Below are 12189 nucleotides of genomic sequence, written 5' to 3'. Positions count from 1 at the left end.
TTGTCGGATCCCCGCGCCCGTCCAGGGGCCCGCGTCGGCGTCGACGTGGGCAATGCCCGCGTCGGCGTCGCGGCGTCGGACGCCTCCGGGGTGCTCGCCCATCCGGTGCGCACCCTGGCGCGGGATGCCGAGACCGACAGCGACGTCGACGCCATCGTGGCCCTGACGAAGGAGCTCGAGGCGATCGAGGTCGTCGTCGGGCTGCCGCGCCTGCTGTCGGGCCAGGAGGGCGAGGCGGCGCGCATCGCGCGCGACTATGCCGGTCGGCTCGCGGCCCGTCTGGGTACGGTGGAGGTGCGGATGGTCGATGAACGCTTGACCACCGTGGACGCGCACCGCAGACTACGCGACAGCGGCGTCCCGGGTCGGGGTCAACGGGCCGTCGTCGACCAGGCTGCTGCGGTGCTCATCCTGCAGTCGGCCCTCGACACCGAGGCGCTGTCGGGCAGGCCGCCCGGGGAGACCGTCACGCCGGGGGGCAAACGGAAGAAGGAACGTCGTCGATGAAGGACCATCTCGAGTCATCCATCTTCGGCGACCACGAAGAGACCCTCGAGCACGTCGAGGAGACGCACGCGGCGCCGCCGATGAGCCGACGCGAGCTGCGCGAGCAGGAGCTCGCGGCCCGCAAGCGCGGCAACCGCCGGGCCGGCAAGGGCGCGTCAGGTGGTGCGCCGAAGGGCAAGCCGTCGGTCTTCCGCCGCCTCGTCGTGATCGTGCTCGCGCTCGCCGTCATCGGCGGCGGCGTCGCCGTCGCCTACAAGGCCCTCAAGCCGGTCGTCGAGGGCTTCCTCGAGTCCAACGACTACCCGGGCCCGGGTACGGGCGAGATCCGGGTGACCGTCGACCAGGGTGCGGGCGGCAGCGCGATCGCCAAGACCCTGGCCGACCAGGACGTCGTCAAGTCGAGCAAGGCCTTCATCGAGGCCGCCAACAACGACCCGAAGAGCGCCGGCATCCAGCCGGGCGTCTACGAGATGAAGAAGCAGATGAAGGCGTCCGACGCCCTCGCGATCCTCGTCGACCCCAAGAACCGTATGATCACCCGCGTCACCATCCCCGAGGGTCTCTGGGCGAGCGAGATCTACGCCAAGCTGTCGAAGTCGTCGGGCATCCCGGTGGCGCAGTACGTCGCGGCCGCCAAGAAGGTCGACGAGCTCGGCCTGCCCCCGTCGGCCAAGGGCAACCTCGAGGGCTACCTCTTCCCGGCGAGCTACGAGTTCGGGCCCACGGCGACCGCGCTCGACCAGCTCAAGCAGATGGTCGCGGAGTCGACCAAGCGCCTCGACGCCCTCGGCATCACGCCCGACCGGATGGAGCGCGTCGTCACGGTGGCGAGCCTCGTCGAGGGCGAGGCCAAGAACCAGGCGGACCGGTCCAAGGTCGCCCGCGTCGTCGAGAACCGGCTCGCGGCCAAGATGTCGCTCGGGTTCGACTCGACGGTCAACTACATCTTCAAGAAGCGCGGTGTCCCCACGCAGGAGATGCTCGACAGCGACAACCCCTACAACACGCGACGCTTCACCGGTCTGCCGCCCGGCCCGATCTCCAACCCGGGAGAGAGCGCCCTCGAGGCCGCCGCCGGACCCGTGGCCGGGCCGTGGCTCTACTTCGTGACGGTCGACCTCGACACGGGGGAGACGAAGTTCGCCGCCACCTACGAGGAGCACCAGCGCAACGTGGCGCAGTTCCAGAAGTGGTGCACCGACAACAAGGGCAAGTGCTGAACGAGGGGCGCGACGTCGCCCGGCACTGCGCGGTGTGGGGCAGCCCGATCGGGCACTCGCTCTCGCCCGTGCTGCACCGGGCGGCGTACGCGGCGCTGGGCCTGCACGACTGGTCCTACGACCGCCGGGAGGTCGACGAGGCAGGCTTCGCCGCCGCCCTGGCCGGACTCGACGCGACGTGGGTCGGTCTGTCCCTGACGATGCCCCTCAAGGAGGTGGCGTTCCGGTCGGCCACCACGGTGACGACGCTCGCCGCGGTGACGGGCGCGGCCAACACCCTCGTCCGCGACCCCGACGGGTCGCAGGGCTGGACCGCGCACAACACCGACGTTCACGGCATCACGATGGCGCTGCGCGTCGCCGGGTGCACCGACCCGTCGAGCGTGCTCGTCGTCGGTTCGGGTGCCACCGCACGCGCTGCGATCGCTGCCGTGTCGGCGCCCCGCGGGCGGGTCGTGTTCATGGTGCGCGACCGGGTCCGCCCCGAGACCCTCGCGCAGGCCCGGCAGGCCGGGCTGGCCGTCGAGGTCGTCCACCTGGGGGAGTGGGCCACGGCGGCCGACGTCGACGCCGTCGTCAGCACCGTGCCACCAGCGTCGGTGCCGGGCCTCGGCTCCTTCCCCGAGGCGTCGGAGGGCTCGAGACGTCCCGTGGTCCTCGACGTCGTCTACGGCTCGGGCGAGACCGCCCTGCAGCGCGCCGCGCGTGACCGCGGCTGGGCCGTCGCCGCGGGCACGGACATGCTCCTGCACCAGGCCACCGAGCAGGTCCGTCTCATGACCGGTCGCCCGGCTCCGCTCGCCGAGATGTCGCACGCCCTCCGACTCGCGTTGCGCGACCGGCGCGAGGACCCATGATCCCGCCGATGACGTGGGCGACGGCCCCGGGCACGCCGTGGTGGTTCGTCGTCGCGCTGGCCGTGGCCGGTGGGCTCGTCGGCGAGGTGCTGCGACGCCGGCTCGCGACCGGTGGCTACCGCCTCGACGACGAGGCCGGGCCCCCGCCGCGCGTCTCGCCGGTCGTCGTGCCGGTCGCGCTCGCCCTCCTGTGGGGGCTGCTCGCCTGGCGCTTCGGACCCCTGTCGGAGTGGGCGCTGACGCCAGCCTACCTCGGGTTCGCCTTCGTCGCCGTCGGCCTCGCGTGGATCGACGCGGACGTGCATCGCCTGCCGCGCGGACTGACGCGGCCGGCATACCCACTCCTCGTGGCGCAGCTCGCGCTCGCGTCCCTCGCCTCGGGGGACTGGGAGGCGTTGCGCCGGGCGGCGATCGCCGGCGCCGTGCTCTGGACGATCTACTTCGTGCTCGCGCTCGTGGCGGCGTTGCTCGGCAGCGGCTTCGGCTACGGCGACGTGACGCTCGCCGGGCTCGTGGGGCTCGCGACCGGCTACGTCAGCGTGTCGACGACGCTCGTGGCGTCGTATGCCGCCTTCATCCTCGCGGGGGTCTACGGGCTCGTGCGGCTCGTCCTGCGCCGCGGCACCCGCAAGGACGACATCGCGTTCGGTCCCTGGATGCTGCTCGGTCTGCTCATCTCCCTCGTCGTCCAGGTGAGCCCGCTCGTCTGAGCGCCTGCTCTCCCGACCGCCTGCCCTCCCGAGCGCAGCCCGCGAGCCCGGTCCCGCGGAGCGGGCGGGTCGGGGGCGGTGGCGGACCCCGTGGGAGGATCGGGGCATGTTGCGTTGGTTGACGGCCGGTGAGTCGCACGGTCCCGCACTCGTCGCCATGATGGAGGGGCTGCCCGCCGGCGTCGAGGTCGGGGCGAAGGACCTGCAGGCCGCCCTGTCCCGTCGTCGCCTCGGCTACGGCCGCGGTGCGCGGATGACGTTCGAGCAGGACGAGGTCGAGTTCCTCGGTGGCCTGCGCCACGGCCTGACGCTCGGCTCGCCCATCGCGGTGCGCATCGGCAACAGCGAGTGGCCGAAGTGGACCACCGTGATGAGCCCCGAGGCCGTCAGCGACGAGGCGTATGCCGCCTCCGACGACGTGAACGCCGAGAAGGAGGTCGCGCGCAACAAGCCGCTGACCCGCCCTCGTCCGGGGCACGCCGACCTCGTCGGCATGCAGAAGTACGGTCACGAGGACGCCCGCCCCGTGCTCGAGCGTGCCTCGGCCCGCGAGACCGCGGCCCGGGTCGCGCTCGGCGAGATCGCCGCCCGCTTCCTCGAGCAGTCCTACGGCATCCGCCTCGTGTCGCACACCGTCTCGATCGGGACGGCAGGTGTGGCCGCCGGCGCCGCCCTGCCGACCCCCGACGACGTCGAGCGCCTCGACGCCGACCCCGTGCGCGCCTTCGATCCTCAGGGGTCGGCTGCCATGGTCGCCGCGGTCGACGCGGCCAAGAAGGACGGCGACACCCTCGGCGGCGTCGTCGAGGTCCTCGCCTACGGCGTGCCCCCGGGTCTCGGCTCGCACGTGCACTGGGACCGCAAGCTCGACGGGCAGCTCGCGCAGGCCCTCATGAGCATCCAGGCGATCAAGGGCGTCGAGGTCGGCGACGGCTTCGAGACGGCCCGGCGTCGCGGCTCCGAGGCGCACGACGAGATGGAGCTCGTCGACGGCGTCATCACCCGCCGCACCGGCCGGGCCGGCGGCACCGAGGGCGGCATGTCGACCGGCCAGGTGCTCCGCGTCCGCGCGGCGATGAAGCCGATCAGCACCGTGCCGCGGGCGCTGTCCACGGTCGACGTCGCCACGGGGGAGGCCGCGACGGCCATCCACCAGCGTTCGGACGTCTGCGCCGTGCCTGCCGCGGGCGTGGTCGCCGAGGCGATGGTCGCGCTGGTCCTCGCCGCGTCGTGCCTCGAGAAGTTCGGGGGCGACTCGGTCACCGAGACGTCACGCAACCACACGGCATACCTCGACGGCATCCGGCAGGGGCTGCGCACATGGTGAACGAGCCCGTGAGCCGCCCCGTGGCCGTCGTCGTCGGGCCTCCCGGCGCCGGCAAGACCACCGTCGGGCAGGCGCTGGCGTCGCGCCTGGGCGTCGCCTTCCACGACGTCGACGCTGCCATCGAGGCCGCGCAGGGCCGGTCGATCTCCGACATCTTCGTCGACGACGGCGAGTCCGTCTTCCGCGACCTCGAGCGCGCCGAGGTCGCCCGGGCGCTGGCGGAGGAGCCGGGCGTCGTCTCGCTCGGCGGGGGAGCGGTCATGGACCCGCTGACCGAGGCGGCCATCGCCGGGCACGCCGTCGTCTTCCTCGACGTCGCCATCGCCGACGCGAGCAAGCGGATCGGCTTCGACCGGTCGCGACCGCTCCTGTCGGTCAACCCCCGCGCGTCGTGGGTCGCGATGATGAACCAGCGGCGCCCGACCTACGAGCGCATCGCGACCGTCCGCGTGGACACCGCCGGCCGCACGCCCGACGAGGTCGTCGACGTCGTCGTCGCCGAGCTCCAGGCGGCCCGGGCGTGAGCGCTCCGGCCGAGCCGACGACGATCGCCGTCGGCGGCGACTACGACGTCGTCATCGGGTCCGGTGTGCTCGACCGCGTCGGTGACCTCCTCGGCCCCGACGTCGAACGCGTCCTCGTCGTCCACCCCCCGACGCTCCCCGGGCTCACGTCCCGGGTGACAGCAGCACTCGAGGGTCGGGGGTATGCCGTCCACGCCGCCGAGGTGCCCGACGCAGAGGCGGCCAAGACCGCCGAGGTCGCTGCGGCCCTCTGGGCGCAGCTCGGCCGCGCCGGCTTCACCCGCACCGATGCCGTCGTCGGGGTCGGCGGCGGCACGGTCACCGACCTCGCCGGCTTCGTCGCGGCGTCGTGGCTGCGCGGGGTGCGCGTCGTCCAGGTGCCGACGACGCTACTCGGCATGGTCGACGCTGCCCTCGGTGGCAAGACCGGGATCAACACCCCGGAGGGCAAGAACCTCGTCGGCGCCTTCCACCCGCCGGCCGGGGTGCTCTGCGACGTGGACGTCCTCGCGACCCTGCCCGTGGCCGACCTCGCCGCGGGTCTCGCCGAGGTCGTCAAGTGCGGCTTCATCGCCGACCCCGTCATCCTCGACCTCGTCGAGTCGGCCACCGCGGATGACGCCGACCGGGCCCGAAGTGCCGCCAACCCGCACCTGCGCGAGCTCATCGAGCGCGCCGTCCGGGTCAAGGCCAACGTCGTCGCCGCCGACCTGCGCGAGAGCTCGCTCCGCGAGATCCTCAACTACGGCCACACCTTCGGCCACGCCATCGAGCAGGTCGAGCACTACTCGTGGCGGCACGGCGAGGCGGTGGGGGTCGGCATGGTCTACGTCGCCGAGCTCGCCCGCCTCACCGGTCACCTGAGCGGTCCCGAGGGCGACGCGCTCGTGGCCAGGCACCGCTCGGTCCTCACCTCGCTCGGCCTGCCGACGACGTATGCCGCGGGCCGGTGGGACGAGCTGCTGACCGCGATGCGACGCGACAAGAAGTCCCGCGGTTCGACGCTGCGGTTCGTCGTGCTCGACGGTCTGGCCGAGCCCACCCGTCTGGCCGGGCCTGACGACGCGCTGCTCCAAGCGGCATACGGCCTCGTGTCGCGCCGCGCCGACGCGGCCGCTCAGTAGACTCGCGGGCATGACGGCACCCACGGTCTTCGTCCTGTCGGGCCCCAACCTGGGCCGTCTCGGCACCCGAGAGCCGGAGGTCTACGGCTCGGACACGCTCGACGACGTGCACGCCGCGGTGCAGCGCGAGGCGCGCGACCTGGGCCTCGTCGCCGACTGTCGCCAGACCAACCACGAGGGCGAGCTCATCGACTGGCTGCACGAGGCCGTCGACGTGGGGGCTGACGTCGTGCTCAACCCGGGCGCCTTCACGCACTACTCGTATGCCGTCCGCGACGCCTGCGCCATCGTGACCACGAGCGGACGCAGCCTCGTCGAGGTGCACCTGAGCAACCCGGCTGCCCGCGAGGAGTTCCGGCACACCAGCGTCGTCGCGGGGGTCGCGACCGGCACGGTCTCGGGCTTCGGCCTGCAGTCCTACCTGTTGGCCCTGCGCGCCCTGGTCTGACGGCAGCGGGCCCGTCACGATGTGATGACGGAGCCCGACGCTGCCCATCCGGCTCACCTCCGCGCGCCGTACGTTGCTGTCGTGACCCACGCAGAGCGGCTCGCAGTCGGCGGCGCGGTGCTCGTCGCGCGGCCGCTCTGTCGGGGTGCGTGCAGCCGGTCCGGCATCCAGCCTCGGCCCCGGAACCGACGACCGTGGCGGTGCCCGGCTGCCCGCCGGTGTCGGTCACGCCGGTGCGGCGGGCGATCGTCGACTTCACGGACCTCGTGGTGCACGACGGCGTCACGTACAGCTCGCGACCTGATCGGCCGCAGGCACTCGCACCGGCCCAGCTCGGACCGGAGGTGTTCCGGGTCTCCTGCACGTACTCGAGCCTGAACGAGCTCACGCAGTCGGAGCTGCCGGAGGTGACCGAGCACTCGGCCGGCTTCATCCCGGCCCGGTCACCGGTGTACGAGCTGAAGGGCTGGCCGAGAGCATGCCGTCTCGCGGCCCAGCACGACGGCAGCTGGTTCGTCTACCTCGCCACGGTCGACACGGGCGACGCCTCGAGGGTCAAGGAGTGCGCGCTCGACCTCGTTCGCTCGACGGAAGCCGCTCGCTCCTGACACCACGGACCGGGAAGAGGCGTCCGATCCAGCCCCGAGCCGCAGTCTCACAGCGATTGCACAGACCGAGCAACGGGTCGCCACGGATGAGACTCTCAGAGTCTTCTCAGGAGGGACTACCGGGTCCCGCGACGAAAGGTCGGCCCATGGCACCGCGCACTCCCTCGGCCCCTGAGCACGAGTGGCTCGACGAGCACGGCAACGAGATCGAGGACCACGACCGGGGACTTGTCTACGACCTCCAGACCCTCGTCGACCGGCGCCGGGCGCTGACCCTCTTCGGCGGTCTCGGTGTCGCGGGAGCGCTCGCAGCGTGCAGCTCCGGCACCGCGTCGGTCACGACGAGCAGCGCGACGAGTAGCTCGTCGAGCGCCACGTCCTCGGCCACCGCGACGAGCGCCGCCACCTCGACGGCGGCGGCCACCTCCGCTGCCACGACCGATGCCGATCTCGTCGAAGCGCCGGACGAGACGGCCGGGCCCTTCCCGGGCGACGGGTCCAACGGCCAGAACGCCCTCGACGACTCCGGCATCCTGCGCCAGGACATCCGCAGCAGCTTCGGCTCCTCCACCACGACGGCCCAGGGTGTGCCCCTGACCATCAAGCTGACGGTGAAGGATCTCGCGACGAGCTCTGCGCTCGTCGGCGCGGCCGTCTACGTCTGGCACTGCGACCGCGACGGCAGCTACTCGATGTACAGCCAGGGCGCGGCCGACGAGAACTACCTGCGCGGCGTGCAGGCCACCGACGAGTCGGGCACGGCAACCTTCACGTCGATCTTTCCCGCCTGCTACTCGGGACGTTGGCCGCACATCCACTTCGAGGTCTACTCGAAGGTGAGCGATGCGACGTCGAGCGGCCCGATCGTCAAGACCTCGCAGATCGCCCTGCCCCAGACCACCTGCGAGACGGTCTACGCCATGAGCGGCTACGAGCAGAGCGTCGGCAACCTCTCGCAGGTCAGTCTCCAGCGCGACAACGTCTTCGGTGACGACGGTGGCATCCACCAGCTCGCGACGATGTCGGGCAGCGCCACGTCTGGTTACACGGCTGCGTTGACGATCGGCGTCTGACCCGCCACAGGGCCCGGGCACGTGGGAGCCTGCTCCCATGAGTGAGGACGAGGACCTCGTCGTCAGCGCGATGGCGATCAACGTGACCATCCCTGAGGCGCTGCGCTGGAACGACAGTCGCCGGGGACAGGAGTTCCGGCTCGACACGCTCAACGTCCGGATGCTCCCGGACGGCCATCTCGCGGCCAAGGCGTACGGCCGACCCGTCCAGGGCGGTCGTGGCGCCTACGTGTCGTTCACCGTGCCCGACCGCGCCGAGCTCGCAGCACTCATCGCGGCAGCCGCGGACCGGGCCGCGGACCGGTGGGGGGCCCACCAGGGGCTTCAGTGAGCGGACGTCAGCCTGCGCCGAGAGCCTCGGGCAGCGGCTCGGTGTGCACGATCGTCAGCTCGGAGACGGCGCGGGTCAGCACGACGTAGAGGCGCCGCAGGCCGGTGCGCTCGTCGGGCTCGGCTGCAGCGATCGCCGCCGGCTCGACGACGACGGTGCGGTCGAACTCGAGACCCTTGGCGACGCTCGCCGGCACGACCTCGACCTGATGGTCCTCGTCGTCGCCGTGGTCGCGGTCGAGCCGTCCGTGCGGCACGCCGGCGGCAGCGAGCGCGGCCGAGACCCGCTCGACGTCGGCGTCCGGCGTGATGACGCCGACCGACCCCGCCGCGCTCGAGGCCCGCGCGACGGCCCGCACGACCTCGGCGTCGAGGCCGCCCGGAGCCGCGGGCACGATGTCCAGCCGCCCCGGGTTGTCGCGCACCGACACCGGTGCGCCGAGACCCGGCGCCATGACGGGCAGGAGCCGGGCGGCGTACTCGATCACGACGGCCGGGACCCGGAAACCGCGGTCGAGCACGACGAGGTCGTGGTCGTCCTTGCCGAGGTGACGCATCGCCTCGTCCCAGGATGCCGTCGCCCACGGGGTCGTGCCCTGGGCGATGTCGCCGAGCACCGTGACCGACCCCGTCGAGCACCGCCGCCCGACCGCGCGCAGCTGCATGGGCGACAGGTCCTGCGCCTCGTCGAGCACGACGTGGCCGAGGCTGGGCACCCGTCGCAGCAGGTCGTCGAGCTCGTCGAGCAGCGCCATGTCGGCGCGCGACCAGCGGGCGGCACCCTTGGTGCGGGCGGGCTTGTCCCACAAGAGCATCGACTGCTCGTCGTCGGTGAGGTCGTCACCGGCGGCAGCTCGCAGCGCGTCGGCGTCGGACCACAGACGGTGCAGCACCCCCTGTGGGTCGAGGGCGGGCCACACGGACGAGACGTACGTCTTGACCGCGGCCGACCTGGCGACCGCGTCCTGCACCCGGTCGTCCGGCGCGTCGCCCGCCCGCTCCATCTCCAGGAGCACGTGGTGGGCGAGGCGCTGGGGGAACAGGTCACGCGCGGCGGAGTAGCGCACGCCGCGGGCGGCCAGCTCGTCGACGATGTCGGCGACCTCGTAGGCCGGGACGCGCCACTTGCGCACGCCGCGCGGCACCACGACCGCTTCGGTGGGACGGACGAGGCTCGACCACACGGCGCGGCGCAGCACCGACGCGAGGCGGGCGTCGCCCTTGAGGGTCGCCACCTCGGCCGGCTCGTCCGTGCGCACCCGGCCGTGCTCGAGCAGCGACTCGATGGTCGCGTGCCCGACGCGCACCTCGCCGAGCGAGGGCAGCACCGCTCCGATGTGGTCGAGGAAGGCGCGGTTGGGGCCGACGACGAGCACGCCCGAGCGGTCGAGGCGCTCGCGGAAGGAGTAGAGCAGCCAGGCGGCGCGGTGCAGCCCGACGGCGGTCTTCCCGGTGCCGGGCGCCCCCTGCACGCAGACGCTCACGGCGACGTCGCTCCGGACGATTGCGTCCTGCTCCGGCTGGATCGTCGAGACGATGTCACGCATCGGGCCCGTGCGCGGGCGCTCGATCTCGGCGGCGAGGAGCGAGCCGGCCGTCGACCCTGACTGCTCCGGCTCGCGCAGGTGCTCGTCCTCGAGAGCCGTCAGGTGTCCACGGTCGACGCCGAAGCGGCGCCGCAGCACGACGTCCATCGGCTCGACCGACGAGGCACGGTAGAAGGCCGTCGAGATCGGGGCCCGCCAGTCGACGACGACCGGGTCGCCCGCCTCGTCCGACACGTGCCGTCGGCCGATGTGGAACTGCTCGGCGGGTCCGCCGGGCGAGTCGACGTCGATGCGGCCGAAGAAGAGGGTCGTGCGCGGGTCGTCCTGGAGCGAGGCGATGCGCCGCGCCAGCACCCAGCCGAGGACCTCTCCCGAGACCGCGTCGCTCGCCTTCGACGCGTCGAGGGACTCGGCGAGCCGACGCATCCGCGCGAGCTGCTCGCGCGCGTCGTCGAGATAGGCCTGCTCCCGGGCGAGTTCGGCGTCGAGTCCGTGGTCGGGCGAGGGCACGCGAGGACCTTTCGTCAGCGGAACACACCGAGGAGATGGCAACCCGCCGGGATCGGACGCCGGTGGGTCGTGACCTGCTCGGTGTGTTGCGGGGCGGGGGAACGGGTCAGCGTACACCGGCGGGGCCCCTGGGACGCGTGCGCGATTCCGCGATCCGGTGGGCGCACGGCTAGACTCGTGCGGCAACTCCCCAAGTCAAAGAACGTCCGGGGCTCCCGCGTGCCCAGAGGCACCCGACCGGGCCGGCCGGCATACGAAAGTGGTTTGTGACGATGGCTTCGACCAACGACCTGAAGAACGGCATGGTGCTCAACATCGAGGGACAGCTCTGGTCCGTCGTCGAGTTCCAGCACGTGAAGCCCGGCAAGGGCCCCGCGTTCGTGCGCACCAAGCTCAAGGCCGTCCTCTCCGGCAAGGTCGTCGACAAGACGTTCAACGCCGGCACCAAGGTCGAGACGAGCAACGTCGACAAGCGCACGATGCAGTACCTCTACAAGGACGGCACCGACTTCGTCTTCATGGACACCGACACGTACGACCAGCTCAACGTGTCCGAGGCCGTCGTCGGCGACGCCGCCAACTACCTCCTCGAGAACCAGAACGCGCTCGTGGCCACCAACGAGGGCCTGCCGCTCTACGTCGAGCTGCCCGCGTCGGTCGTCCTCGAGATCACGCACACCGAGCCGGGCCTGCAGGGCGACCGCTCGACCGGCGGCACCAAGCCGGCCACGCTCGAGACCGGTGCACAGATCAACGTGCCGCTCTTCCTCGAGTCCGGCACCCGCGTCAAGGTCGACACCCGCGACGGGTCGTACCTCGGCCGAGTCAACGACTGAGCGGACGCGAATTCCCTTGGCAGCACGCAGCAAGGCCCGAACGCGGGCCCTCGACATCCTCTTCGAGGCAGACCAGCGCGGTCTCAACGCCGAGACGCTCCTCGACGAGCGCCTCGCCGACCGCGAGTCGCGGGCGGCGAACAACCCCTACACCGCAGACCTCGTGCGCGGTGTCGTCGGGCGCTGGAACGACATCAATGCGGCGCTGACCGACTACAGCCAGGGCTGGACCCTCGAGCGGATGCCCGCCGTCGACCGCGCGATCCTGCGGCTCGGCGCCTGGGAGGTGCTCTGGAACGACGAGATCCCCGACGGCGTCGCGATCTCCGAGGCCGTGGCGCTCGCGACCGACCTGTCGACCGACGAGTCGCCGGCGTTCGTCAACGGCCTGCTCGCGCGGCTCGCCGAGGTCAAGGCGACCATCGTCTGACGCCCACGCACCCGGCACCATGCGACGAAGCCACCCGCGCGCGGGTGGCTTCGTCGTTCCCGGCCACGCCACGGGCCGTCCTCGGGGCGACGTGCCGAGGGGCGGACCGGTGTCGGCCCGTGGGCGGGCCCGCGTTAG

Annotated in this window: 14 protein-coding genes; 13 read left to right on the top strand and 1 reads right to left on the bottom strand. The window is 72.3% G+C overall.

Annotated features, from left to right (window positions below; translation table 11 throughout):
• The 11 genes from ruvX to ASG96_RS14625 all read left to right on the top strand — a co-directional run bounded on the left by ruvX (position 1) and on the right by ASG96_RS14625 (position 8729).
• Complete coding sequence (gene ruvX / locus ASG96_RS14675) at positions 1-507, top strand: Holliday junction resolvase RuvX (RefSeq protein WP_056757508.1); 507 nt, start codon at positions 1-3, stop codon at positions 505-507.
• Positions 504-1727: an endolytic transglycosylase MltG gene (mltG, locus tag ASG96_RS14670; RefSeq protein ID WP_056757505.1), complete on the top strand. Its 1224-nt coding sequence runs from the start codon at positions 504-506 to the stop codon at positions 1725-1727. Before ruvX ends, mltG begins: the two co-directional genes overlap by 4 nt.
• The gene (locus tag ASG96_RS14665) at positions 1721-2584 is read left to right on the top strand and encodes a shikimate dehydrogenase (protein ID WP_057588311.1); all 864 of its coding nucleotides are present in this window, start codon (positions 1721-1723) and stop codon (positions 2582-2584) included. Before mltG ends, ASG96_RS14665 begins: the two co-directional genes overlap by 7 nt.
• 8 nt (positions 2585-2592) lie before the next feature.
• Positions 2593-3294 carry an A24 family peptidase gene (locus ASG96_RS14660; protein ID WP_235509160.1) on the top strand — a complete coding sequence of 234 codons (702 nt, stop codon included), beginning with the start codon at positions 2593-2595 and terminating at the stop codon, positions 3292-3294.
• A gap of 106 nt (positions 3295-3400) precedes the next feature.
• Positions 3401-4621 (top strand): chorismate synthase, encoded by a 1221-nt coding sequence (gene aroC / locus ASG96_RS14655; RefSeq protein ID WP_056757496.1) that lies wholly within the window; start codon positions 3401-3403, stop codon positions 4619-4621.
• Positions 4615-5145 (top strand): shikimate kinase, encoded by a 531-nt coding sequence (locus ASG96_RS14650; RefSeq protein ID WP_056757494.1) that lies wholly within the window; start codon positions 4615-4617, stop codon positions 5143-5145. The genes aroC and ASG96_RS14650 overlap by 7 nt, the downstream gene beginning before the upstream one ends.
• Positions 5142-6269 (top strand): 3-dehydroquinate synthase, encoded by a 1128-nt coding sequence (gene aroB / locus ASG96_RS14645; RefSeq protein ID WP_056757491.1) that lies wholly within the window; start codon positions 5142-5144, stop codon positions 6267-6269. The genes ASG96_RS14650 and aroB overlap by 4 nt, the downstream gene beginning before the upstream one ends.
• Positions 6270-6279: 10 nt before the next feature.
• On the top strand, positions 6280-6717 hold the full coding sequence (gene aroQ, locus ASG96_RS14640) for a type II 3-dehydroquinate dehydratase (RefSeq protein ID WP_056757488.1): 438 nt from the start codon (positions 6280-6282) through the stop codon (positions 6715-6717).
• 218 nt (positions 6718-6935) lie between these two features.
• Complete coding sequence (locus tag ASG96_RS14635; RefSeq protein WP_057588309.1) at positions 6936-7325, top strand: hypothetical protein; 390 nt, start codon at positions 6936-6938, stop codon at positions 7323-7325.
• A gap of 146 nt (positions 7326-7471) precedes the next feature.
• Positions 7472-8398 (top strand): intradiol ring-cleavage dioxygenase, encoded by a 927-nt coding sequence (locus ASG96_RS14630; RefSeq protein WP_082591781.1) that lies wholly within the window; start codon positions 7472-7474, stop codon positions 8396-8398.
• Positions 8399-8435: 37 nt separating this feature from the next.
• Positions 8436-8729, top strand: a complete 294-nt coding sequence (locus ASG96_RS14625; RefSeq protein ID WP_057588308.1) for a hypothetical protein — start codon at positions 8436-8438, stop codon at positions 8727-8729.
• A 7-nt stretch (positions 8730-8736) separates the two neighbouring features.
• On the opposite strand, the gene ASG96_RS14620 is transcribed toward ASG96_RS14625, so the two are convergent.
• The gene (locus ASG96_RS14620) at positions 8737-10785 is read right to left on the bottom strand and encodes an AAA family ATPase (RefSeq protein WP_057588307.1); all 2049 of its coding nucleotides are present in this window, start codon (positions 10783-10785) and stop codon (positions 8737-8739) included.
• A gap of 272 nt (positions 10786-11057) precedes the next feature.
• Between ASG96_RS14620 and efp the strand changes: the two genes are divergently transcribed.
• Entirely contained in the window at positions 11058-11621 is a 564-nt protein-coding gene (gene efp, locus ASG96_RS14615) for an elongation factor P (protein WP_056757475.1), read from the top strand.
• A 16-nt stretch (positions 11622-11637) separates the two neighbouring features.
• Positions 11638-12051 (top strand): transcription antitermination factor NusB, encoded by a 414-nt coding sequence (nusB, locus tag ASG96_RS14610; protein WP_056757472.1) that lies wholly within the window; start codon positions 11638-11640, stop codon positions 12049-12051.
• The last annotated feature ends 138 nt before the right edge of the window (positions 12052-12189 follow it).

Source organism: Terrabacter sp. Soil810, from assembly GCF_001429645.1.
In the GTDB taxonomy this organism is placed as follows: domain Bacteria; phylum Actinomycetota; class Actinomycetes; order Actinomycetales; family Dermatophilaceae; genus Terrabacter.
This window is presented reverse-complemented; position numbering and strand designations above follow the sequence as displayed.